Below are 23,427 nucleotides of genomic sequence, written 5' to 3' on the forward strand. Positions count from 1 at the left end.
GCAGCCGGTCGCGCTCACATGCGTCACTGATGCGCCGGCGCAACGGTGTTGTCAAAATATGACATAGGCAAGGCAAGCCGGCCGGTCGGTGCCGGCGGCCGCGCTATCGGCCGATGGCCTCTGAAAGCCGCCCGGAAGCGCCGCGAGGCTTCAGCGTGGCGTCCGCACCACCTGCATGTCGAGCTCGCGGATCTTCTTGCGCAGCGTGTTGCGGTTGAGTCCGAGCAGTTCCGCTGCGCGGATCTGGTTGCCGCGGGTCGCGGCGAGCGCAGCCGCGATCAATGGCGGCTCGATCTCGCGCAGGATGCGGTGATAGAGCCCGGGCGGCGGGATATTGTCGCCAAATCCGCCGAAATACTGGTTGAGATGGCGCTCGACCGAGCCCGACAACGTTTCTGCCCGTTCCGGCGCCGTGCTGGCGCCGCTGTAGCCTGGCGTCGCGCTCGCCGGCTGCAGCTCCGCCTCGACGATCGGGGCGGTGATGGTTTCCTGTGGATAGAGCGCCGCCAGCCGCCGGACCAGATTCTCCAGCTCACGGACGTTGCCGGGCCAGCGATAGCGCCGCATCACGTCCATCGCCTCCGAATCGACCTGCTTGCGCGGCAGGCCCTCCTTCTCGACCAGCGAGAAGAAGTGGCGGACGAGATCCGGGATGTCCTCGACGCGCTCGCGCAGGGGCGGCAGGCGGATCGGCACCACGTTCAGGCGGAAGAACAGATCCTCGCGGAACAGCCCCTGCGCGATCGAGATGCGCAGATCCTTGTTGGTCGCGGCGACGATGCGGACATTGGTCTTGATCGGCGTGCGCCCACCAACCGTGGTATACTCGCCCTGCTGCAGCACGCGCAGCAGCCGGGTCTGCGCCTCCATCGGCATGTCGCCGATCTCGTCGAGAAACAGCGTGCCGCCTTCCGCCTGCTCGAAGCGGCCCGACGAGCGGGTCAGCGCGCCGGTGAAGGCGCCCTTCTCGTGGCCGAACAGCTCCGATTCGATCAGGTCCTTCGGGATCGCCGCCATGTTGATCGCGACGAAGGGGCCGTTCTTGCGCTTGCCGTAATCGTGCAGCGCCCGCGCCACCAGTTCCTTGCCGGTGCCGGATTCGCCGTTGATCATCACGGTCAGGTCGATCGGCATCAGGCGCGCCAGCGCCCGGTAGACGTCCTGCATCGCCGGCGAGCGGCCGATCAGCGGAATGTCCTCGGCCTCGCCCACCTGGGCGCGGGCCGCATCGCCGCGCGGCCGCGACATGGCCCGCCCGACGATGGCGACGAGTTCCTTCAGGTCGAAGGGCTTCGGCAGATATTCATAGGCACCGCGCTCGGAGGCCTTGATCGCGGTCATGAAGGTGTTCTGCGCGCTCATCACGATGATCGGCAGCTCCGGCCGCACCCGCTTGATGCGCGGCAGCAGGTCGAAGGCGTTGCCGTCCGGCATGACGACGTCGGTGATGATGAGATCGCCGAGCCCCTGCGCGGCCCAGGTCCAAAGCGTTGCCGCCTGCCCGGTTGTCCTCACCTCATAACCGGCCCTCGCGAGCGCCTGGTTGAGGACCGTGCGGATCGCGGCGTCGTCGTCGGCTACCAGAATGTTCCCGGTCGGCATGTGTTCGCGCTGGCCTTACGTTGCCTGTCCCGGGCGCTGATGCAGGGGCAGGAGAATCCTGAAATTGGTACGGCGGGGAACGGACTCGCATTCGACGATTCCGCCATGATCGCCGATCACCTTGGCAACGAGTGCAAGTCCAAGGCCACTTCCCTGCGCCTTGGTCGTGACGAAGGGATCGAAGAGGAGATGCAGCAGGTCCGACGGCACGCCCGGACCATTGTCGCGAATGACGATCTCGAGCGGCAAAGCGATGCGATCGGACGATCCGGGCACCTGCATGCGGATGCCAGGACGATAGGCGGTCGACAGGGTGATCTCACCGTCGATCGCTTGTTCGCCAATGGCTTCGGCGGCGTTCTTCACCAGATTGAGCAGCACCTGCACGAGCTGGTCACGGTTGCCTGACACCGGCGGCAAGGAAGGATCGTAGACCTCGTTGAAGCGGACATGCCGGGCAAAGCCGGATTGTGCCAGGCGCTTCACATGGTCGAGCACGTCATGGACGTTGACCGCGTCGCGTTCGCTCGGCCGCTCGTCGCCGAACAATTCGACGCGCTCGACCAGCTTCACGATCCGGTCGGTCTCGTCGCAGATGAGCTGCGTCAGCATCCGGTCGGAATCCGAGATCGAGCCTTCGAGCAGCTGCGCCGCGCCGCGTATGCCGGAAAGCGGATTCTTGATCTCATGAGCCAGCATGGCGCCGAGCGCCGTGATCGAGCGGGCTGCTCCTCGATGCGTCAATTGCCTGTCCATTTTTTCGGCAATTGTCCGTTCTTGCAGCATCAGAACGACGGCAGGCCCCTGATTGGGCAAGGGAGAGGCGAAGACATCGACGATGCGCTCATTCCCGAGGCGGGGACAACCCAGGTCGAGCCGGTACTCGCTGACGCTCGCGCCACGGCGATGCACCTCCTCGACCAGCGCCAGCACCGGCGATCCGAAAGCGATGAGGTCGTCGAGCCTCTGCCGCCTGAGCAGGGCGACGCTCGACTGAAAGAAGTTCTCTGCCGCCATATTGGCGTAGATGACCGCATGGGCCTCGCCGATGACGAGCACGGGCATCGGCAGCACATTGAGCGCCTGCATCTCGATCGGGTCGAGCAGGTAGCTGGCCCGGCCCTGGGCGCCCGTCTCGGCAAACATCACCGTCATCAGCTCGACTCCGGTTCAAGCCGCTTCGCGGCAGCGATCGGTGGAAAACAGCCCCGACAGCGCGGCGATGACCTGCCGCGGCTCCTCCGAGGTCAAAAGAATGCGCCGGCGCTCCGGATCGGCCTCGCAGCCATCCGCCAGCGCATCGTCGGCATAGGCGGCCAGATGCTTGCGCGCATGACGCACGCCATGCGCGATCCCCATCAGCGTCAGCAGCCCCTCGTAATGCTCGCGCGCCATGGCGAGCTTGTCCGAGAGCGTCACCGTCTGTGCCGGCAGACCGTCGAGCGCGGCCCCGATCGCGCCGACCAGCCAGGGCCGCCCGAGAGCGGCTCGTCCGACCATGATGAAATCGGCGCCGGACTGATCGAGACAGGCGCGGGCGTCCTCGACATCATGGATGTCGCCATTGGCCACGAGCGGGAAATCGCCCGCCGCCCGGACCGCCGCAATGGCGCGCCAGTCGGCCTTGCCCTTGTAGAATTGCTGCCGGGTGCGGCCATGGACGGTGATCAGCCGCGCGCCCGCAGCCACGGCGCGGCGCGCCAGCTCGGGCGCGTTGCGCGAGGCATCGTCCCAGCCGAGCCGCATCTTCACCGTCACCGGCACCTTCACGGCCGCCACGGCGGCTTCGACCAGGCTGACCGCGTGATCGAGATCGCGCATCAGCGCCGAGCCCGCCCAGCCGCCCGTCACCTTCTTCGCCGGGCAGCCCATATTGATGTCGACGATATCGGCGCCATTCGCCTCGGCCAGCCGCGCCGCCTCCCCGAGCCAGTGTGGATCGCAGCCAGCGAGCTGCACCACATGGGGCGAGACGCCCTGCCCTTCGGCACGGATGCGCGCCTCCTCGCTGCCACGGACGAATTCATCCGAGGCCACCATCTCCGAGACGAGGATACCGGCGCGGAAACGGCCGGCGATGCGGCGCATGACGATATCGGTCACGCCTGACATCGGCGCCAGGAAGGCGCGGGACTGGATCGGGATACCGGCGATCTGCAACAACTCACAGCCTGCTTTTGAGGCAATCTCTAGGATGCATATTTATTGGACATTGCTGCATAAGCGCAAGCGTCTTGACGTTGATATTGCGATGCAACATCGCCGCACCCCCTGCCCGAGCGCCACCGAATTGGCTATGGCTTCCGCCGATTGCGATTTCTCCGTCCAGGGCAAGGGAACGTGCCGAACCGAATCGAGACCTCCGCCCCCGTCGCCGCCCTGCTCGTCGCGGCCGGTCGCGGCTTGCGCGCAGGCGCCGGCCAGCCGAAGCAATACAGGCTGATCGACGGACGCCCGGTTCTCGCGCAGGCGCTGGCGCCTTTTCTGGCAGAGCCTGCGATCGGCCGCGTCGCTGTCGTGATCGGCGAGGGCGACGAGGATCGCTATGCCGACGCCATCGCCGGCCTCGACCCCGCGCGCCTTGCGCCGCCGACCATCGGCGGCGCGACCCGGCAGGACTCCGTCCGGCGTGGTCTGCAGGCGCTGGCGCGCGACGGCTTCGATGGCATCGTGCTGGTCCATGACGCGGCGCGCCCCTTCGTCTCGCCGGCCCTGATCGACGCCGCCATCCGCACATTGGACGAAAGCGGGCTCGCGGCCATCCCCGCCCTGCCGGTCACCGACACGATCAAGCGTATCGACGAGCGCGGCCACATCGCCGAGACGCCGCCCCGGGACCGGCTCGTCAGCGTGCAGACCCCGCAGGCCTTCCGGTTCGGCCCTTTGCTGGCCGCTCACGAGGCGGCCAGCGCCGCGCTCCTGCACGGCTTCACCGACGATGCCGCGCTGATGGAATGGGCCGGCCATCCCGTCGCAACCTTTGCGGGCGATCCCGCCAACATCAAGCTGACGCATCCGGAGGATTTCATGCGGACCGGCGCCGGCAACGGCAAGCTGCTCGTCACCCGCGTCGGCACGGGCTACGATGTCCACGCCTTCGGGCCGGGCGATCATGTCTGGCTCGGCGGCGTCAGGATCGGCCACGATCAGGGCGTCGTCGCTCATTCCGACGGCGACGTCGCGCTTCATGCCTTGACCGACGCGCTGCTGGGGGCGCTGGCCGAAGGCGATATCGGCACGCATTTCCCACCGAGCGATCCGCAATGGCGCGGCGCCGCCTCGGCGCAATTCCTCGCCTTCGCGGCGGAGCGCGTGCGCGAGCGTGGTGGCCGCATCGACCATCTCGACCTCACCATCGTCTGCGAGGCGCCGAAGATCGGCCCGCATCGCGACGCGATCCGCGCAGCGATCGCAGCCGCCGCCGGCGTCACGGCCGGCAAGGTCGCGATCAAGGCGACGACCTCCGAGCGCATGGGCTTCACCGGCCGGCGCGAAGGCCTCGCCGCGCTGGCCACAGCAACGATCCGGCTGCCCGAGGAGGAGTGAGGCCATGTTCGATCCCGACATCCGCGCGCTTGCGGCCGAACTGCTCGACATGAGCAAGGAGCGCGGCTTCACGGTCGCCACGATCGAATCCTGCACCGGCGGCCTCGTCTGCGGGGCGCTGACGGCGATCGCCGGTTCGTCTGCGATGGTACTGGGCGGGCTGATCACCTATGCGAACGAGGCCAAGGCGGCTCTCGCCGGCGTTCCCGAACCCCTGCTGAAACAGCACGGCGCCGTCAGCGAACCCGTCGCCCGTGCCATGGCGGAAGGCGGCCGCAGGCGCCTCGATGCCACCTTCGCGGTTTCGATCACCGGCGTTGCCGGCCCCGGCGGCGGCAGCGTCGAGAAGCCGGTCGGGCTCGTCCATTTCGCCTGCGCCGGCCCTTCCGGCACGCGCCATCGCGAACGCCGCTTCGGCGAGAAATCGCGCGACGAGATCCGCCGCCTCAGCGTGCTGGAAGCGCTTGATCTGCTGCGCGAGACGGCGCTGACCGGGCCGTAGAGACTTACTTTCGCGCGTTCGCTTCGACGCTCGGCAAGCTCTATGTTCCGAGCGCTGCAGCCCCGCCGCGTCCATAGACCTGATCGGCGCGGCGCTCAAAGGCCTCCGAGAACTTGCGGAAGGCCTTGTCGAACATGGCGCCCATCAGCAGGCCGAGCATGCGGCTGGCGAATTCGTAGGAAATGAAGAAGCCGACCTCGCAGCCGCTCTCGTTCGGCTTGAAGGTCCAGCGATTCTCCAGATGCCGGAACGGCCCGTCGACATATTCGACCAGGATCTTCAGGTTTGCCGGATCGAGCGTCACGCGGCTGGTGAAGGTCTCGCGGATCGCCTTGTAGCCGACCGTCATATCGGCCAACAGCACCTCGCCCCCGCCTTCGCGCGGCGTGCGGCGGCGCACCACCAGCCCCTCGCAGAGCGGCAGGAATTGCGGGTATTTCTCGATATCCGCCACGAGCGCGAACATCTGCTCGGGCGAGTGCTTCACCCGGCGGGTGCTGTTGAACATCGGCATGGGGGAGCGGCGCCGTCAGCCGCCGAGCTTTGCCGCACGATTCGCGCGCAGCCGCGCGAAATCCTCGCCGGCATGGTGCGAGGAGCGGGTCAGCGGCGTCGAGGACACCATCAGGAAGCCCTTGGCATAGGCGATGGTCTCGAAGCTCTTGAACTCGTCCGGCGTGACGAAGCGGATCACCGCATGGTGCTTGCGCGAGGGCGCGAGGTACTGTCCGATGGTCATGAAGTCGACCTCGGCCGAGCGCAGATCGTCCATGAGCTGGAGAACTTCGTTCCGCTCCTCGCCGAGCCCGACCATGATGCCGGACTTGGTGAAGATCGTCGGGTCGAGCTCCTTCACCTGCTGCAGCAGCCGCAGCGAATGGAAATAGCGCGCGCCCGGCCGCACCTTCAGATACTTGCCCGGCACGGTCTCGAGATTGTGGTTGAACACGTCGGGCTTGGCCGCGACGACCACTTCGAGCGCGCCCGGCTTGCGCAGGAAGTCCGGCGTCAGGATCTCGATGGTGGTGCCGGGCGAAGCCTTGCGAATGGCGCGGATCACGTTGGCGAAATGCTCGGCGCCGCCGTCCTTGAGATCGTCGCGGTCGACCGAGGTGATGACGACATGCTCGAGCCCGAGCTTGGCGACGGCATCCGCGACCTTGCGCGGCTCTTCCAGATCGAGCGGCAGCGGCACACCGGTCTTCACGTTGCAGAAGGCGCAGGCCCGCGTGCAGGTGTCGCCCATGATCATGAAGGTGGCGTGCTTCTTCTCCCAGCACTCGCCGATATTCGGGCAGCCGGCCTCCTCGCAGACCGTGACCAGCTTCTCGGCCTTCACGATCTTCTGCGTCTCGGCCCATTTCGGCGAGCCTGGCGCCTTGACGCGGATCCAGTCCGGCTTGCGCAGGACCGGGTTTTCCGGCCGCTTCTGCTTCTCGGGGTGGCGCAATTCCGCTGCGGGCTGGCGAGCTTCCGCCTTCGGATTGCCGGCATTGGGTCGCGGATCGCGGTTCAGAAGGTCGAGAACAAGCGCCATAACGGGGTCCGGGCTTCAAAAGCAGGAGCCGGCAAGGCCGGCTCCCTCTTAGCTAATCCCCAAAGCGCGCTCCCGCAACTGCCCGACGGGCGAGCGCGCCTCAGCGGCGCCCGCGCGCAGCGTTCCAGATCACGATGATGACGATGGCGCCGGCCACCGCAGCCGTCAGCGTCCGCCAGAAGCCGAAGACCGGAACCTCCAGCAATTCGGCGATCTTGGCGCCGACGAAGGAGCCGGCGACGCCGACCAGCATGTTGGTGAAGAGACCGTGATCGGATGAGGTCAGGCGCTCGGCGATCCAGCCGGCGATGAGACCGATCAGCAGCGTCATGAAGAAACCGTAGCCCGGCTGGGCCATGGTGGCGGCAAAGCTTTCCATCGCGGATATCCCCCTAGCCATGCGCGAAGGCGCGCGCCGATAACCGTAAGCCCTGCGTGAAAGTTCCTGAAGACGAAATCCAAACTTACGCGATGAAGCGTGCCAGCAGGATGACGAGGATGGCACCCAGCACCGCCATGCCGGCATCGTCGAGGAAACCGTAGCCCGTATTCAATCGCCAGCCGGTCAGGCGCACGATGCCCTGTCCCACCAGCATGCCGAGCACGCCGACGACGGCATGGCGGATCAGCCCGCCTCCGCCGACCACGAGGCTCGCGGCGAAGCCGATGACGGTGCCGGACGCCACTGTCGGGACGATGACGCTCCAGTCGAGCGGCAGCGTCCGGCGCGGCGGCAGGATCTCGATATCCTCGTCGCGGACGACGCGGTCGGGCTTCGGCGATTTGCGGGTGCGTGGCGGCATGGGCGCAATATGGAGCGCGAGCGGGCGGCCGCCAAGTCGATGCGGGCGAGCGTCGCGGCCGATCAGCGGACCATCGCTGCGAGCGCGGAAACCGACGTCGCCGCAAGTGCGCCACCGAAATTATGCCCGCCCCCGACGATCTGCGCTCTCGCGGACAGCCCCCTCGCCTGCACCTTCGCGACATAGTCCGCCGCCAGTTCCGGGCGGGTGTTGTCGTCCGCCTGTCCGGTGACAGTGACGATCGGCGTCCCTGCGGGAATGCCGGACACGTAGTCCACCGGCGACTGAGCCGCTCCTGGCCGCCGGCCTCGGCTGGCATACCAGGCCGGAACGTCGCAAGGGCATGACACCAGCACGAGGCCGTTGATCAGGCCGGGATGGCTTCCGGCCACGACACCGATCGTGCCGGCGCCGCCCGAATGCCCGAGAGCCACCACGCTGCGGGCGTTGTAGAGGCGCTTCAGCTCCTGGATCGCCCCGGCGACAGCGCTGTTGTTGCCGGATTGGAACGTATCCCGACGGCCATTATCGGAGCCGTCGCTGCGACGGCCGGCGCGGTCGTAATAGCCGGGCCGCAGCAGGGCGACGGCCACCACATTCTTGCGGCCGGCCGCGAACCGCCTGGCATGGCTGTACATGTAGTCGGCCGGCCCTCCGGCCGAAACGTCCCCATGGACGAAGATGGCGAGGACGGGGCGCGTCCCGCCGCCGGGTGCCGCGCCGAACGCTTCATAGGCCAGGCCGTTGGCGCATGTATCGCCGTCACAGGCCAAGGCTCCCGCGCCGCCGAACAGGACAGCCGCGAGAACGGTCAGCAGCCTTGCACCCGCACGCTTCATGGCACGCCCCCGCCGCCATATCGCCCATGGAGAGCCAATTCCAGGCTCTCCGCCGTGACTGCGCAGCTAGGCGTTCAACACCTTGCCGTAAGCATCGAGCACGCTTTCCTTCATCACTTCCGACAGGGTCGGATGCGGGAAGATGGTATGCATCAATTCTTCCTCGGTCGTCTCGAGGTTCATCGCGACGACGAAGCCCTGGATCAGCTCGGTCACCTCCGGGCCGACCAGATGGGCGCCGAGCAGCTTGCCGGTTTTGGCGTCGAAAATCGTCTTTGCCAGCCCCGAATCCTCGCCGAGCGCCACGGCCTTGCCGTTGGCGACGAAGTTGAAGCGGCCGACCTTGAGCTCGTAGCCGGCAGCCTTGGCCTTTGCCTCGGTCAGGCCGACGCTGGCGATCTGCGGGTGGCAATAGGTGCAGCCCGGGATCATCGACTTGTCCATCGGGTGCGGATGCAGCCCCTTGATCGCCTCGACGCAGATCACCGCCTCATGCTCGGCCTTGTGCGCCAGCATCGGCGGGCCGGCGACGTCACCGATGGCGTAGACGCCCTTGACGTTGGTCCGGCAGAGATCGTCGATGACGATGCAGCCGCGATCGGTTTTCACGCCGAGCGCCTCCAGCCCGATATTCTCGATATTGCCGACGACACCGACAGCCGAGATCATCCGGTCCGCCGTGATCGTCTGCTTGCCGCCCTTCTCGTCCTCGATATGGGCGGTAACGGAGTCCGCTGATTTCTCGACCTTCGTCACCTTGGCGCTGGTGATGATCTTCATGCCCTGCTTCTCGAAGGCTTTGCGCGCGAAGGCGCCGATCTCGGCATCCTCGACCGGCACAACCTGCGGCAGCACCTCGACCACCGTCACATCGACACCCATCGTCCGGTAGAACGACGCGAATTCGATGCCGATCGCGCCGGAGCCCATCACGAGCAGCGATTTCGGCATCTTGGCCGGAACCATCGACTCGAAATAGGTCCAGATCAGCTTGCCGTCCGGCTCGAGGCCGGGCAGCGCGCGCGGCCGGGCGCCGGTCGCGACGATGATGTGGTCGGCGGTATAGGTGCCCTCGCCCTTGGCGCCCTTCGGGATCGGGCCCTGCGGCTGCATCGCCGGCTTCTTGGTCGGCGCGACGGCGATCGTGCCGGGCTTGGTCAGCTTGGCCTCGCCCCAGATCACATCGACCTTGTTCTTCTTCATCAGGAACTGGACGCCGTTGTTCATCCGCACGGCGATACCGCGCGAACGCTTCACGACCGCTTCAAGATCGGCCTTGAACGAGCCTTCCAGCGTGAGCCCGTAATCTTTGGCATGCTGGCCGTAATGCAGGATCTCGGCCGAGCGCAGCAGCGCCTTGGTCGGGATGCAGCCCCAGTTCGAGCAGATGCCGGCGAGATGCTCACGCTCGACGATCGCGGTCCTGAAGCCGAGTTGGGCGGCGCGGATGGCGGCGATATAGCCGCCGGGGCCGGAGCCGATGACGATGATGTCGTAGTCAGCCATGGTGTTTCTCCCGCCGCCTCAGACCAGCATCGCCATGGGCTTCTCGATATAGCCCTTGAATGCCGCGAGAAGCTCGGCACCAAGCGCGCCGTCGACGGCGCGGTGGTCGGTCGAGAGCGTCACCGACATCACCGTCGCGACAGCCGGCTGGCCGCCCTTGACGATGACGCGCTGCTCGCCGGCGCCAACCGCCAGGATCGTCGCATGCGGCGGATTGACGATCGCCGCGAAGTCCTTGACCCCGAACATGCCGAGGTTCGAGACTGCCGTCGTGCCGCCCTGATACTCTTCGGGCTTCAGCTTGCGGGCCTTGGCGCGGGCCGCCATGTCCTTCATCTCGTTGGAGATCTGCGACAGCGTCTTGTGGCAGGCATCGCGGATGATCGGCGTGATCAGGCCGCCCGGGATCGAGACGGCGACGCCGACATCGGCATGCTTGTGCTTGAGCATCGTGTTCTCGGTCCAGGACACGTTTGCGTCCGGAACCGCCTTGAGCGCCAGCGCCAGCGCCTTGATGACCATGTCGTTGACCGAGAGCTTGTAGGCGGGCTTGCCGTCCTTCTCCGGCGCGGCCGCATTGAGCTCCGCGCGCAGCTTGAGCAGCGCGTCGAGTTCGCAATCGACCGTGACGTAGAAATGCGGGACGGTCTGCTTGGCCTCGAGCAGGCGGCGCGCGATCGTCTTGCGCATCCCGTCATGCGGGACTTCCTCATAGGAGCCCGGAGCGAACAGCTTCTTGACCGCCTCGTCCGAGGGGCCGGCCGCGAGCGGCGCAGCGGCGGGCTTGGCCGTGGGAGCAGCGGCAGGCGCAGCCGCCGGGGCAGCCTTGGCACCGCCGCCCTTCTTGGCGGCCTCGACATCCTTCTCGACGATGCGGCCATGCGGGCCCGAGCCGGCGATGGCGGAGAGGTCGAGCCCGGCCTCCTTGGCGAGACGCCGCGCCAGCGGCGAGGCGAAGGGGCGATTGCCGTCAGCCTTCGCCGGAGCGGCGGCCGGTGCCTCGGGCGCCTTGGCGGCAGCGGGAGCCGCTGCCGGCGCGGCTTCGGCCTTTGCAGGCTCGGCCTTGGGAGCTTCCGCCTTCGGCGCAGCGCCGGCAGCGGGAGCGGAGACGCTCTTGGCGTCCTCGCCCTCGCCGGCGATCACGCCGATCACCTCGTTGACTGCGACATCGGCCGTGCCTTCCGGCACCACGATCTTGGCGAGGATGCCCTCATCGACCGCCTCGACCTCCATCGTGGCCTTGTCGGTCTCGATCTCGGCGATGATGTCGCCGGACTTGATGGTGTCGCCTTCCTTCTTCAGCCATTTGGCGAGATTGCCCTTCTCCATCGTCGGAGAGAGCGCGGGCATCAGGATGTTGGTCGGCATCGGTCAGCCCTTCTCAGCGATAGCAGACGGCCTTGGCCGCCGCGACGACCTCGCCGATATTCGGCAAAGCGAGCTTCTCGAGGTTCGCCGCGTAAGGCATCGGCACGTCCTTGCCGGTGACGCGGGCGACGGGGGCGTCGAGATAGTCGAACGCCGCCTCCATGATCTTCATGCCGATCTCGGCGGTGACGCCGGACTGCGGGAAGCCCTCCTCGACCGCGACGCAGCGATTGGTCTTCTGCACGGAGGCAACGACCGTCTCGATATCCATCGGGCGGATCGTCCTGAGGTCGATGACCTCGGCCTCGATGCCTTCCTTGGCCAGCGCCTCGGCGGCGCCGAGCGCATAGGTCATGCCGATGCCGAAGGAGACGATCGTCACGTCCGTGCCGGGGCGCACCACCTTCGCCTTGCCGATCGGGATCAGGAAGTCGTCGCCCTTCGGCACGTCAAACGACTTGCCGTACATGATCTCGTTCTCGAGGAAGATCACCGGGTTCGGGTCGCGGATCGCGCTCTTGAGCAGCCCCTTCGCGTCGGAGGCGCTGTAGGGCATCACCACCTTGAGGCCCGGCACGTTGGAGTACCACGCCGCATAGTCGTGGCTGTGCTGGGCGCCGACGCGGGCGGCCGCGCCGTTGGGGCCGCGGAACACGATCGGGCAGCCCATCTGTCCGCCGGACATGTAGAGCGTCTTGGCCGCGGAGTTGATGATCTGGTCGATCGCCTGCATGGCGAAGTTGAAGGTCATGAACTCGACGATGGGCCTGAGGCCCGAGAGCGCCGCGCCGACGCCGATGCCGGCGAAGCCATGCTCCGTGATCGGGGTGTCGATGACGCGCTTGGCGCCGAACTCCTGCAGCAACCCTTGAGTGACCTTGTAGGCGCCCTGATACTCCGCGACCTCCTCGCCCATGACGAAGACGTCGCCGTCACGGCGCATCTCCTCGGCCATCGCGTCACGCAGCGCCTCGCGAACCGTCTGGCTGACGATCTCGGCGCCGGCCGGGAATTCGGACGAAGCGTCATAGGCCTTCGCCTGGGCCGGCACGCTCTCGGGCTTGCTGGCAGCGGGAGCGTCTTCCGCCTTGGCCTCGGGCTTCGGCTCTTCCTTGGCCTCGGCCGGCTTCTCGGCCGCCGCCTTGCCGGCTCCGCTCGCCGCGGCGCTGACATCCTCGCCATCGGCGGCGATCACGCCGATCCGCGTGTTGACCGCGACATTCTCGCTGCCGTCCGGCACCAGGATCTTGGCGAGGATGCCCTCGTCGACCGCCTCGACCTCCATGGTCGCCTTGTCGGTCTCGATCTCGGCGATGATGTCGCCGGACTTGACCTGATCGCCCTCTTTTTTCAGCCACTTGGCCAGTTTTCCTTCCTCCATGGTGGGAGAAAGGGCAGGCATGAGAATGTCGATCGGCATGAACGCACCCGGATTCTAGACGCGGGGAAAGGCGAGAGGCGGCAGCGGCGCGGGCGTCAGCCCTGCGCCGGCTCCAGCAGGATGTCGGTGTAAAGTTCCGAGACGTCGGGCTCGGGGTCATGCGTCGCGAATTCGGCGGCGTCGTTGACGATCTCGCGCACCTTGGCGTCGATCGCCTTCAGCTCGTCCTCGCCGACCTTGAACTCGCGGACCAGCCGGGCCCGGACCTGCTCGATCGGATCATGCTCCTCGCGCATCCGCTGGACCTCGTCCTTGGAGCGGTACTTCGCCGGGTCCGACATCGAGTGGCCGCGATAGCGGTAGGTCTGCATCTCCAGGATGTAGGGCCCCTTGCCGGAGCGCGCATGGTCGATCGCGCGCTGGCCGGCCTCCCGGACGGCCCGGACATCCATGCCGTCGACCTGCTCGCCCGGAATGTTGAAGGAGACGCCGCGGCGCGAGAAATCGGTCTGGGCCGAAGCGCGGCTCACTGCGGTGCCCATGGCGTAGCGGTTGTTCTCGATGATGAACACGACCGGCAGCTTCCAGAGCTCGGCCATGTTGAAGCTCTCGTAGACCTGGCCCTGATTGGCGGCGCCGTCGCCGAAATAGGTCATGGAGACGGTGTTGTCGCCGCGATACCAGTCGGCGAAGGCGAGGCCCGTTCCGAGCGATACCTGCGCGCCGACGATGCCGTGGCCGCCATAGAAGTTCTTCTCGCGGCTGAACATGTGCATGGAGCCGCCCTTGCCGCGCGAATAGCCGCCGCGCCGGCCGGTGAGCTCAGCCATCACGCCTCGCGATTCCATGCCACAGGCCAGCATGTGGCCGTGGTCGCGATAGCCGGTGATGACCTGGTCACCATCCTTGGAGGCCATCTGCATGCCGATGACGACGGCTTCCTGGCCGATATAGAGGTGGCAGAAGCCGCCGATCAGGCCCATGCCGTACATCTGGCCGGCCTTCTCCTCGAAGCGCCGGATCAGCAGCATCTCGCGATAGGCGTGGAGGTCTTCGTCCTTGGTGAAGGGAGTGACGTTGCTGGCAGCCGGGGCGGATTGCCCCGCTCCCTCCTTGGCCGAACGTGCCTTTGCCGGCTTGGCGGCGGCTTTCGATGGGGCGGGAGCTTTCGGTTTACGCGCAGCAACAGCCATAGACGATCCTCCAAGGGCCTTCGACCTTTGTTGTAGAGGATCGAAAAAACCTTGGCGAGGACGCTATCTCGCACTGCACCATCATCTAAGTCGTTGAAATATAACGATACTGCAGGCGTAACTGGATTCAAGTTAATTGATACGTCTGAGACTAACAGCCGGCTCGCTAACGCCCCATGATCACGACGTCGTTCTTGTGGGTCCGGGCAAGCATGGCACGCGCCGACTCGTCGAGCAGATCGCGATCGACATTGTCGTCGCGCACGAGGGCGAGGCGCTGTTCCCAGGATTTGCGCTCCAGGGTGAGCGTCGCCAGCTCCGCTTCCAGTTCGCGCAGCGATTCCCGAACGGCGCCGCGCGCCTCGAGGCCGCGCGCGCCGTGCTGGGCGTGGAACAAGAAATAGCTGACCGTCAGCGCCGACACCGCATAGAGCGCGAGCGTCACGAAGACAGATCTGAGACCGCGACGAATGACCATGGCTGATGAGGCTAGGATGGCGTGGTTTCCGGGCGGTTAACGCACGGGGCCGGAGGGTTACGCCAGGAAGGGGACAGGCGGCATGGATGTGCATTGGACATGTTGACCCGCGCCCTTCACCTCCGTATGTCAGCGGGCCTGTGAGGGCGGGTAGCTCAGTGGTAGAGCACGTGACTTTTAATCATGTGGTCGTGGGTTCGATCCCCACCCCGCTCACCACCACCCGGAATCGGGCCACGGCCTGAGCCGGCCCCATCGCCGGACGCTTCCGCCCCCATCGGCGCCTTCGCGCACCCAAGCCCGCCCCGGAGGAATGCCGTGCCCAAGCTGTGCAAATTCACCTCGCCGCGCGACGGCAAGCCCGTCTATGTCAATCCCGAGCAGGTCGTCGTGGTCTACACCCACAAGGGCGAACCGGCGGACACCATCATCGGGTTCGGCAAGGATTTCATGCTCGGCGTGCGGGAGAGCCTCGAGGAAACCGTCCGCATTCTCGAACAGGCGACGGCTTCCAAAAGCCAAAACTGAACGCGGCGGCCCGAAGCCGGGACGCGGCTTTCGGAAAGCCCGATTCGATACGATCAGGTAGATAGATCGCCGTGATCGCGCCCGACGGGACGCTCGGCGATCTAGCGGCTCATATCCGCCAGCGCTTCTCGCATGGCGAGGCTGCGAATCCCGAACAGGCCTTGGTAAGGCAAGGCCAGATCGACGATGACGAACATCACGCTCGCGACGGAGACCACCCCGATCGCGAGGACGATGCCGCTGACTCGACGGCGCGGCACCTGCAGCCCGAAGCTCAGGAACACCAACGCAAGCCAGAAGCTGATGATACCGAGGAACAGCCCGCTTTGCGGGCCGTTCGTATCCTCGATCACGGCCCAGCGGCTTTCCTGAACTCTGGCGTAGTCGGCCCGGCAGCGTTGCAAAACCGGGGATAGATCAGGCGCCGGAGCGGTCGTGTCGATGGCCAGTCCGACCTCGTTCAGCATGCCGGCCAGAACCGCATCTTCGCCGCGAACCGACATGCGGCGGGTATCCGGCATGCCGGCAACCGAAGGAGCGGGCTCCGCAGGCCAGGTACTGGCGATCACGGCGGCGACGTAGCGGCTCAGGATCTGCCGGGTCGGAGCAAGGTTCGGCCCCAGATTGCGCAGGCATTGGTCGAGCCGCGCCAGCTCGGCCGCGTAGAGCGAGCGGTTCCTGTTGGCGGAATCGAAGGCGGAGCGCGCAGTCGAGAGCTGCAGGCTCAGCACCAGCGCGGCGAAGGTCACGAGCAGGCCGGTCACCAGCCGGACCGCTTCCATGTTCTCCTTCGACAGATGCTCCTCCGGCAGCCACATGCGCAGGGCGATGCCGGCCAGAGCGCTCAGGCCGAACAAGGTCAGAAAACCGAAGCCTGAGAGGATTTCCATGGCGTCGCCGCGAGAAGGCCGATCGGGCCCGGCCATGCTCTCACAGCGCTGCGACCGATGCGAGCCCCTGCGTCACACGCGAAAAGCCGCTCAGCCGAGCCGGCGCGTCACGCCGCCCTTTATCGACCTTCGACTGTGAGGCGGTGGCGGCGCCTCCGGCAGGAGATAGGCGCCCCCGCCCATTCCGAGAGCGGGCCAGCCGGGATCGACATAGGCGTCGAGTTCCCAGCAGCGCAGCCGCAGACGTTCGTCATCCGTGGTCGCATCGGAACAACGCGTGAATTGCGAACGCTGCCAGAAGGCAGTCGCTGGCTGCGGCGCCTGCGCGAGGCCGACCAGCAGAACCGTGGCCAGAAGCCTGTTCATCGCGGCGCTCCCCTGCCCCTGTGACTGCGACCAATCGACCATCAATGCCCGCGGGGCTCTTGCGGAAAGCTTAACCGGGCGGGAACAGGGCGCGCCGTCGCGGGTATCTCCTATGCAGGGCTCAAGGCAGGAGGTTCCGATGCGAGCCAAGGTTCGGCGCGGCGACAGCACTGGCGAGGCAACCCGTCCGGTCTTCAGGATCGAGACCGTCGAGGACTACGGACTGGCCAGGCATCGCATCGAAAGCCTCAAGGACTCGACACGCGGCGACGATGAGGAGCAAGAATTGCAGGCTCTCATCGATGCCGTCGAACGCTGGGATGCCGACCATGCCGCCCAGCCGGGCCGACACAGGAGGTAGATACCGTGAAAACGCCGATCATGGTCCATACCGAGGAAGACTATGACCGGGCGCAGCAGCGCGTCGAGGAACTGAACGCCCTGCCCGACGGCCCCGAAAAGGACAAGGAACTGCAAGCGATCGCCGAAGCGATGCTCGCCTTCGAACTCCGTCGCGACGACGCCGACGACTGATCCCCGCGGCATCGAGCCCAGCAACGTTCAGGAATCGTTGCTGGCGTTGAGCTCCTCCGGGCGAAGTCCTTCATCCGGATGAGTTCTGGTGGCGGGCTCCTGCGCCTCGAGCCACCGCGCCACGATCTCCGCCACCATCTCTTCACGCGTATGCCCAGGCCGATGCGCCGCGATGTGGCGGTCGAGCGCTGCGGTTTCGGCCTCGGCCAGCAGGACAGTCAACGCAATCGGCATGATTTGTCTCCACGTCTCCGGGAACAGCACCGGCTTCCAGACGTTGTAGCAAGCGCGGCATCCGATCACGACATCGCGATGCAAGCAAGTCGGCAAACCGAACGAGCAGGGAATTTCAAGCTGCTTTCGGTGGCGCGGTTATTTGCGCGTCTCTGCCACGGTTTGTCTCGACAGAAGACGAACAAAAACTTGTTTCATCTGTTGGTTACATGAACGGCCTGCGACTTGGGCTGATAAAGGAGGAAAAAATGCTCACGCATAAGCTCGCCATGACCTCTATCGGATTCGCCATGCTGACCGCGACGGCGCTCGCGCAGACGAGCGCTCCGACGCCGCCCTCGTCCTCGACGAGCCCGGCTCCCGCGGCCCAGCCTGCCAAGCCGCCGGCAAACAATCTCGCCGGCCAGGGCAAATGGCGTACCAGCAAGCTGATCGGCGTCGATATCTACGGCCCCGACGACAAGAAGGTCGGTGACGTGACCGAAGTGATCGTCGACAAGACCGGCAAGATCGAGATGGTCACGGTCGGCGTCGGCGGCTTCCTCGGCATCGGCGCGAAGGACGTCGCCATTCCTTTCGAGCAGGTGACTTGGAGCGATCAGCCGATCGCCCCACCCGCTCCGGCCCCTGCCCCGGCGGGCGGTGCTGCCGGTAGCACGGGCGGCGGCATGAGCGCGGCTCCGCCGGCAGCCTCGGCTCCGAAGGCGCCAGCCATGTATCCGGATCATGGCAAGATCACCATGACCAAGGACCAGCTCAATGCAGCCCCGGCCGTGACCTATTCCGGCAGCTGACACGTTCGATCCGAACCGCCCCGGCAACGGGGCGGTTTCGTTTGTGCCAGCGTCATGGATCCGGACCCGCTCCTGCGGCGAGCGTGCGGAGCAAGGGCGGAACGGCTTCGGGCAGCTCGTCCGCGATCAGCCCGAAGCCCAGCGCTTCGCCGGCCTTCCCGTGCAGCCAGACCGCCATGCAGGCCGCTTCAAAGGCCGGCACGCCCTGCGCGACCAGCCCCGTGACCATCCCGGCCAGGACGTCGCCGGAACCGGCGGTCGCCAGCGCCGGCGAGCCGGTCGCATTGATCGCCGCACGCCCGTCCGGGCATGCGATCACCGTGTCGGCTCCCTTGTAGACGACGATCGCCCCGCTGAAGGCAGCGGCCTTGCGGGCGCGCTCCAGCTTGGAAGAGTCCCGGTCGATCGCCGGCTCCCGGCCGAAAAGCCGCCGGAACTCGCCCTCATGCGGTGTCATCACGCAAGTGGCGTTCCGCTGTCCCAGCCTCGACAGGGCTTCCGCATTCTCCGCCAGAATCGTCAGCGCATCGGCATCGAGCACCAGCGGCTTGCTGCTATGGACAAGCGCCGCAACCAGCTGGCGAGCTCGCGCATCGAGCCCAAGCGCCGGGCCTGCCAGCACGACGGACAAGCGCCGATCCTCCAGGAGAGGCGCAAGACCCGTTTCGTCCGCGAGGGAGCGCTGCATCAGCGCGTCCGGCCCCCGCGTCGCATGCGCCGCCAGGGCCGCGGGAGCGCAGAGGATGGTCGCGAGCCCGGCGCCGATCCGTAGGGCCGCCCGCGCGCCGAGCCGCGGCGCCCCGACGCCGGCGATCCCTCCCGCGAGTACGGCAACGGCGCCGCGCTCGAATTTATGCGTGAAGCTGCCATGGCGCGGCAGATGGCAGCTCCAGAGAGCGGGACCGTTGGCGAAGGCCGTAGGAGCGATCGCCTCGAGGGCCGCTTCGGCCGGAATGCCGATATCCGCCAGCGTCACCTGTCCGCAGAGATCGCGGCCGGGCTGGAGGAGGTGACCGGGCTTGAGCCGGAAGAAGGTCACCGTTTCCGCGGCACGAACGACCGGCCCCTCGGCCTGCCCGGTATCGCCCGAAAGCCCGCTGGGAACATCGACCGCGACCAGCGGCCGGCCAGAGGCGTTCATCGCCGCGACCAGCTGCGCGGCCTCGCCGGCAAGCGGCCGGCTCAAACCCGCTCCGAACAGCGCATCGACGAGGATGTCCGCGTCATTCGGCACGGCCACGCCCGGCGGCAGGATCGAGCCGCCCCAGCGTTCCGCGGCGATGGCGGCATCGCCCCGCAGCGCATGCACGTCGCCCAGCAGAGCGACCGTCACCTGAAACCCTCTTTCGCGCAGGAGCCTCGCAGCAACGAAGCCGTCGCCACCATTGTTTCCTGGGCCACAGAATACGCTCACGCTTGCGCCGGAAGCCGCATGGCGGGAGACCGCATCGGCCACCGCCGCCCCGGCCCGCTCCATCAGCATGACGCCCGGCGTCCCACCCGCGATCGCGATGCGATCCGCCTCCCCCATCTGCGCCACTGTGAGCAAGGCGAGGTCGGTCGTTCGCATGGCTGGGATCGTTGTGCCGGGCATGGCCCATCATGAGAGCAGGTCGCACGGCGCGACAACAAGGCGCCAAGGCAGCATTTGCACTACAATTAGGCGTTTGACTTTTTTTTATGCTGTTTTTTGCCTCTCGATCAGGCGCAAGAAGCCGGGCTGCCACGTGGCGGTGCGCGGGCGCCGATGCTATGAGCAAGACAAGGTGCTTCGCATGCGGCCGGGGATCGCTCAAACTCCCGGATCGCGGCGGGTGCCGCCCGGCTCCGGCCGGGGTCTGGGGCGCAAAGGAGGCCGGTCGGCGCATGAAGAAGATCGAAGCGATCATCAAGCCCTTCAAGCTGGACGAGGTGAAGGAAGCGCTTCAGGAAGTCGGGCTTCAGGGCATCACCGTTCTCGAGGCGAAGGGCTTCGGCCGCCAGAAGGGCCATACCGAGCTCTATCGTGGCGCCGAATACGTCGTCGACTTCCTGCCGAAGGTGAAGATCGAGATCGTTCTGGCCGACGACATGGTCGAGCGCGCGATCGAGGCGATCATGAAGGCCGCCCAGACCGGCCGCATCGGCGATGGCAAGATTTTTGTATCGAGCGTGGAGGGTGCCATTCGCATCCGCACGGGCGAGACAGGCGCGGACGCGATCTGACGATTTCCCGCATCACATGGGTCGAGAGCTGCCGGGTGATTTGGATCCATCCGCAGCGCGCGAGTTTGAGAATTAGCTGGCAAGAGGAATGCTGAAATGAAAAGCGCCAAGGATGTCCTCAAGGCGATCAAGGACAACGACGTCAAATATGTCGATTTCCGCTTCACCGACCCGCGCGGCAAGTGGCAGCATGTGACCTTCGACGTCACGATGATCGACGAGGACATCTTCGCCGAAGGCACGATGTTCGACGGTTCCTCGATCGCTGGCTGGAAAGCCATCAACGAGTCCGACATGCTGCTGATGCCGGATCCGACCACCGCCGTGATGGATCCGTTCTTCTCGGCCGCCACCATGGTCATCACCTGCGACGTGCTCGAGCCCGCCACCGGCGAGCCCTATGGCCGTGACCCGCGCGGCATCGCCAAGAAGGCCGAGGCCTATCTCAAGTCGACCGGCATCGGTGACACCATCTATGTCGGCCCCGAGGCCGAGTTCTTCGTCTTCGACGACGTCAAGATCGCGGCGGATCCGTACAACACGGGCTTCAAGCTCGACAACGTCGAGCTGCCGATCAACGGCATGACCGAGTACGAGGGCGGCAATCTCGGCCACCGCATCGCCACCAAGGGCGGCTACTTCCCGGTTCCGCCGCAGGATTCGGCGCAGGACATGCGCGGCGAGATGCTGGCGGCCATGGCGGCCATGGGCGCCAAGGTCGAGAAGCACCACCACGAGGTCGCTTCCGCCCAGCACGAGCTCGGCCTGAAGTTCGACACCCTGACCCACATGGCCGACACCATGCAGGTCTATAAGTACGCAATCCACAACGTCGCCCAGAGCTACGGCAAGACCGCGACCTTCATGCCGAAGCCGATCTATGGCGACAACGGCTCGGGCATGCACGTCCACCAGTCGATCTGGAAGAACGGCAAGCCGACGATGGCCGGCAACAAATATGCCGACCTGTCGCAGGAGTGCCTGTGGTACATCGGCGGCATCATCAAGCACGCCAAGTCCCTGAACGCCTTCACCAACCCGTCGACGAACTCCTACAAGCGCCTCGTCCCGGGCTATGAAGCTCCGGTGCTGCTCGCCTATTCGGCGCGCAACCGCTCGGCGTCCTGCCGTATTCCGTGGACGACCTCGCCGAAGGCCAAGCGCGTCGAGGTCCGCTTCCCCGATCCGATGGCGAACCCCTATCTCGCCTTCGCCGCCATGCTGATGGCCGGCCTCGACGGCATCATCAACAAGATCGATCCGGGTCCGGCCATGGACAAGGACCTCTACGACCTGCCGCCGCGCGAACTGAAGAAGATCCCGACGGTGTGCGGTTCGCTGCGCGAGGCCCTGGAAAGCCTCAAGAAGGACAACGCCTATCTCAAGGCTGGCGGCGTCTTCAACGACGACTTCATCGAGAGCTATATCGAGCTCAAGATGCAGGATGTGGCGCGCTTCGAGATGACGCCGCACCCGGTCGAGTTCGCGATGTACTACTCCTACTGAGAGCTCGGGCCGGCTCTTTCGAGCCGGCCCACGGCTTCCTCCCGGCCGCGTATCCCGCGGCTACCTTTCACCGGGGCGGCGACGCCCCGGTTTTTTTGTTGGCCTCAGGCGCGGCCCCTCAGAGATAGCGATTATGGCCGAACGTCACGCTGCCTGCGGCGGTCGCGAGGTCATTGCCGTATTCGACCGTGCCGACACGGTCCAGGCCAGCCCCGGTGAAGACCGTAGGCACGACACCGCCCACGCTCGCGCTCCGCACGATGTTTCCGGAGATCACCACCGAACGTCCGCTTGACGACACTGCGTGGTTCGAGACACCGATCCCCATCTTCGCACCACGAACCAGATTCCCCGTGACGACGAGATCGCGCGCGCCGTCATTGATGCCGGCCTGAACGCCGATGCCGGCGACATTCTCGATCAGGTTGCCCGAAACCACACAATCCTGCTCGACGACGATGCCGTTGCCGCCAGTGGTTCCGCCGGTCACGGCATTGTCGACCATGCTCGAAATCCGGTTGCCCTCCACGACGACGCTGCGCGAGATGCCGTCATTGTACAGGCCGGAATTGGCGACATTGATCCCGCCGCCGGCGGTATCAATGCTGTTGTTGGACACGATGCAGCCAGTGAGATCGATCCCGGCCCCCGGCGCCTCGATGAAGATCGCGATTTCCCGCGCGCCGAAGATGTTGTTGTTGCTGACATTGTGCAGCCCGCCGCCATTGCAGCGGATGGCCGAGTATTGCGTATTGAAGATCTGGTTGTTGGTAATTGTGACGCCGACCGCCCGGAAGACACTGATGCCGTTGCCATTCTGCCCTGTGCCGCCGGCCACCGTGTCGATGCCGTTGATGAGATTGCCGGAGATTGTGGAGCTGTCGCCGGTGATGGTGTCACGCCAGACCGCGATGCCGTTGTTGCTCATCAGCGCCAGCGAGCAGGACAGCACGTTGATGCGGCCGTTCTCGCTCCAGATGCCGACGGAATGGCTCTGGAGATAAGTGCCGCGGAAGGTGGCTTCCGCCCCCCTCACATAGACGCCGATCCCGGGCGAATAGAGGATGCGGCAATCCTCGAACACGACATCCTTGGCACCGTTCGCAACCGCGATGAAGGCCGGCCTGCCGGCAACGTAGTCGGACAGCGCACGGTTCTGCCCGTCGAACGAGAGGCCCTCAAAACGCACCTGGCTCTGCCCATCGACAACAAGGAAATTATTCACACCACTGAAGCGAAGCACCACCGAACCCGGAATGGCGCGCGCCAGCAGCGGCTTACCGCCACCATTGCTGGGAAGAACCGTGACCGTGCCTGAATCATACACGCCAGCCTGAAAGAAAAGCGGCCTGTCCTGGCTGCGGGCATAGTCAAAGACGGTTTGCAGGCCTGTGAAATTGGTCCAGCCCGATGTTGCCGCCGCCGTGCGTGCTACCACGACGTCATCGAACAACGCGAAAGAAGGCATGCGCTCTCTCCTATAGGAACTGTCCGCCGTCAGCGCCCTTGAGACAGATTCGGGATTTTCGGGAAGGGAGGATTTCTGGATCATCGCAGCCATTCAGGAGCGCAGATGAGACAGAAATCGGTGCCGGAGAAAGCTCCGGCAGAGCAG

26 protein-coding genes and 1 tRNA gene are annotated in these 23,427 nt (G+C 65.9%); 9 read left to right on the forward strand and 18 right to left on the reverse strand.

The features are described 5' to 3' along the window. Nucleotides 1-150: 150 nt before the first annotated feature. The 3 genes from ntrC to dusB form a co-directional block, all read right to left on the reverse strand. The gene (ntrC, locus tag IED13_RS19380) at nt 151-1,602 is read right to left on the reverse strand and encodes a nitrogen regulation protein NR(I) (protein ID WP_038365842.1); all 1,452 of its coding nucleotides are present in this window, start codon (nt 1,600-1,602) and stop codon (nt 151-153) included. 15 nt (nt 1,603-1,617) lie between these two features. Next, nucleotides 1,618-2,691, reverse strand: a complete 1,074-nt coding sequence (locus IED13_RS19385; protein WP_051988336.1) for a two-component system sensor histidine kinase NtrB — start codon at nt 2,689-2,691, stop codon at nt 1,618-1,620. Between the two features lie 81 nt (nt 2,692-2,772). Next, a complete protein-coding gene (gene dusB, locus IED13_RS19390) occupies nt 2,773-3,762 on the reverse strand; it encodes a tRNA dihydrouridine synthase DusB (RefSeq protein WP_038366068.1) in 990 nt (329 codons plus the stop codon). Between the two features lie 180 nt (nt 3,763-3,942). Here dusB and IED13_RS19395 point away from each other — a divergent pair, with 180 nt between their 5' ends. Both IED13_RS19395 and IED13_RS19400 read left to right on the forward strand, forming a co-directional pair. Next, entirely contained in the window at nt 3,943-5,148 is a 1,206-nt protein-coding gene (locus IED13_RS19395) for a bifunctional 2-C-methyl-D-erythritol 4-phosphate cytidylyltransferase/2-C-methyl-D-erythritol 2,4-cyclodiphosphate synthase (RefSeq protein WP_191125156.1), read from the forward strand. A gap of 4 nt (nt 5,149-5,152) precedes the next feature. After that, complete coding sequence (locus tag IED13_RS19400) at nt 5,153-5,650, forward strand: CinA family protein (protein WP_191125157.1); 498 nt, start codon at nt 5,153-5,155, stop codon at nt 5,648-5,650. A 40-nt stretch (nt 5,651-5,690) separates the two neighbouring features. Here IED13_RS19400 and IED13_RS19405 read toward each other — a convergent pair whose 3' ends face one another. From IED13_RS19405 to IED13_RS19450, 10 genes are all read right to left on the reverse strand, one after another. Next, nucleotides 5,691-6,164: a type II toxin-antitoxin system RatA family toxin gene (locus tag IED13_RS19405; RefSeq protein ID WP_112762249.1), complete on the reverse strand. Its 474-nt coding sequence runs from the start codon at nt 6,162-6,164 to the stop codon at nt 5,691-5,693. 15 nt (nt 6,165-6,179) lie between these two features. Beyond that, nucleotides 6,180-7,187 carry a lipoyl synthase gene (gene lipA / locus IED13_RS19410; protein WP_038365835.1) on the reverse strand — a complete coding sequence of 336 codons (1,008 nt, stop codon included), beginning with the start codon at nt 7,185-7,187 and terminating at the stop codon, nt 6,180-6,182. Between the two features lie 100 nt (nt 7,188-7,287). Continuing rightward, entirely contained in the window at nt 7,288-7,566 is a 279-nt protein-coding gene (locus IED13_RS19415) for a GlsB/YeaQ/YmgE family stress response membrane protein (RefSeq protein ID WP_038365832.1), read from the reverse strand. An 85-nt stretch (nt 7,567-7,651) separates the two neighbouring features. Continuing rightward, nucleotides 7,652-7,990, reverse strand: coding sequence for a GlsB/YeaQ/YmgE family stress response membrane protein (locus IED13_RS19420; protein ID WP_142020979.1), 339 nt, complete (start codon nt 7,988-7,990; stop codon nt 7,652-7,654). Between the two features lie 62 nt (nt 7,991-8,052). Then, entirely contained in the window at nt 8,053-8,829 is a 777-nt protein-coding gene (locus IED13_RS19425) for an alpha/beta hydrolase family protein (protein ID WP_191125158.1), read from the reverse strand. 66 nt (nt 8,830-8,895) lie between these two features. Then, nucleotides 8,896-10,335, reverse strand: a complete 1,440-nt coding sequence (gene lpdA, locus IED13_RS19430; RefSeq protein WP_191125159.1) for a dihydrolipoyl dehydrogenase — start codon at nt 10,333-10,335, stop codon at nt 8,896-8,898. 18 nt (nt 10,336-10,353) lie between these two features. Continuing rightward, the gene (locus IED13_RS19435) at nt 10,354-11,703 is read right to left on the reverse strand and encodes a pyruvate dehydrogenase complex dihydrolipoamide acetyltransferase (RefSeq protein WP_191125160.1); all 1,350 of its coding nucleotides are present in this window, start codon (nt 11,701-11,703) and stop codon (nt 10,354-10,356) included. Between the two features lie 13 nt (nt 11,704-11,716). Continuing rightward, on the reverse strand, nt 11,717-13,123 hold the full coding sequence (locus tag IED13_RS19440) for a pyruvate dehydrogenase complex E1 component subunit beta (RefSeq protein WP_191125161.1): 1,407 nt from the start codon (nt 13,121-13,123) through the stop codon (nt 11,717-11,719). 56 nt (nt 13,124-13,179) lie between these two features. Continuing rightward, nucleotides 13,180-14,277 (reverse strand): pyruvate dehydrogenase (acetyl-transferring) E1 component subunit alpha, encoded by a 1,098-nt coding sequence (gene pdhA / locus IED13_RS19445; protein ID WP_038365819.1) that lies wholly within the window; start codon nt 14,275-14,277, stop codon nt 13,180-13,182. 166 nt (nt 14,278-14,443) lie between these two features. Then, nucleotides 14,444-14,722 (reverse strand): FtsB family cell division protein, encoded by a 279-nt coding sequence (locus tag IED13_RS19450; RefSeq protein WP_248311225.1) that lies wholly within the window; start codon nt 14,720-14,722, stop codon nt 14,444-14,446. Between the two features lie 177 nt (nt 14,723-14,899). On the opposite strand from IED13_RS19450, the gene IED13_RS19455 reads away from it, so the two are divergent. Then, nucleotides 14,900-14,974 (forward strand) — tRNA-Lys (locus IED13_RS19455). Nucleotides 14,975-15,073: 99 nt separating this feature from the next. Beyond that, nucleotides 15,074-15,283 carry a hypothetical protein gene (locus IED13_RS19460; protein ID WP_038365813.1) on the forward strand — a complete coding sequence of 70 codons (210 nt, stop codon included), beginning with the start codon at nt 15,074-15,076 and terminating at the stop codon, nt 15,281-15,283. 101 nt (nt 15,284-15,384) lie between these two features. On the opposite strand, the gene IED13_RS19465 is transcribed toward IED13_RS19460, so the two are convergent. Together IED13_RS19465 and IED13_RS19470 are read right to left on the reverse strand one after the other, a co-directional pair. Further along, entirely contained in the window at nt 15,385-16,173 is a 789-nt protein-coding gene (locus tag IED13_RS19465; RefSeq protein ID WP_038365811.1) for a bestrophin-like domain, read from the reverse strand. 90 nt (nt 16,174-16,263) lie between these two features. Then, on the reverse strand, nt 16,264-16,539 hold the full coding sequence (locus tag IED13_RS19470; protein WP_191125163.1) for a hypothetical protein: 276 nt from the start codon (nt 16,537-16,539) through the stop codon (nt 16,264-16,266). 139 nt (nt 16,540-16,678) lie between these two features. On the opposite strand from IED13_RS19470, the gene IED13_RS19475 reads away from it, so the two are divergent. Both IED13_RS19475 and IED13_RS19480 read left to right on the forward strand, forming a co-directional pair. Beyond that, on the forward strand, nt 16,679-16,900 hold the full coding sequence (locus tag IED13_RS19475) for a hypothetical protein (RefSeq protein WP_112762257.1): 222 nt from the start codon (nt 16,679-16,681) through the stop codon (nt 16,898-16,900). 5 nt (nt 16,901-16,905) lie between these two features. Then, on the forward strand, nt 16,906-17,073 hold the full coding sequence (locus IED13_RS19480; RefSeq protein ID WP_156116011.1) for a hypothetical protein: 168 nt from the start codon (nt 16,906-16,908) through the stop codon (nt 17,071-17,073). A 27-nt stretch (nt 17,074-17,100) separates the two neighbouring features. On the opposite strand, the gene IED13_RS19485 is transcribed toward IED13_RS19480, so the two are convergent. Next, the gene (locus IED13_RS19485; protein WP_142020985.1) at nt 17,101-17,307 is read right to left on the reverse strand and encodes a hypothetical protein; all 207 of its coding nucleotides are present in this window, start codon (nt 17,305-17,307) and stop codon (nt 17,101-17,103) included. A 248-nt stretch (nt 17,308-17,555) separates the two neighbouring features. Here IED13_RS19485 and IED13_RS19490 point away from each other — a divergent pair, with 248 nt between their 5' ends. Next, complete coding sequence (locus IED13_RS19490) at nt 17,556-18,101, forward strand: PRC-barrel domain-containing protein (protein ID WP_112762259.1); 546 nt, start codon at nt 17,556-17,558, stop codon at nt 18,099-18,101. A gap of 52 nt (nt 18,102-18,153) precedes the next feature. On the opposite strand, the gene IED13_RS19495 is transcribed toward IED13_RS19490, so the two are convergent. Continuing rightward, the gene (locus IED13_RS19495) at nt 18,154-19,671 is read right to left on the reverse strand and encodes an NAD(P)H-hydrate dehydratase (RefSeq protein ID WP_191125164.1); all 1,518 of its coding nucleotides are present in this window, start codon (nt 19,669-19,671) and stop codon (nt 18,154-18,156) included. A gap of 296 nt (nt 19,672-19,967) precedes the next feature. Between IED13_RS19495 and IED13_RS19500 the strand changes: the two genes are divergently transcribed. Both IED13_RS19500 and glnA read left to right on the forward strand, forming a co-directional pair. Beyond that, complete coding sequence (locus IED13_RS19500) at nt 19,968-20,306, forward strand: P-II family nitrogen regulator (protein WP_038365795.1); 339 nt, start codon at nt 19,968-19,970, stop codon at nt 20,304-20,306. 96 nt (nt 20,307-20,402) lie between these two features. Continuing rightward, on the forward strand, nt 20,403-21,812 hold the full coding sequence (gene glnA / locus IED13_RS19505; RefSeq protein WP_038365793.1) for a type I glutamate--ammonia ligase: 1,410 nt from the start codon (nt 20,403-20,405) through the stop codon (nt 21,810-21,812). Between the two features lie 118 nt (nt 21,813-21,930). Here the strand turns inward: glnA and IED13_RS19510 are convergent, their stop codons facing one another. Continuing rightward, nucleotides 21,931-23,280, reverse strand: a complete 1,350-nt coding sequence (locus IED13_RS19510; RefSeq protein ID WP_162737752.1) for a TIGR03808 family TAT-translocated repetitive protein — start codon at nt 23,278-23,280, stop codon at nt 21,931-21,933. Nucleotides 23,281-23,427: the final 147 nt, after the last annotated feature.

This window comes from Allobosea spartocytisi (assembly GCF_014764685.1).
In the GTDB taxonomy this organism is placed as follows: domain Bacteria; phylum Pseudomonadota; class Alphaproteobacteria; order Rhizobiales; family Beijerinckiaceae; genus Allobosea; species Allobosea spartocytisi.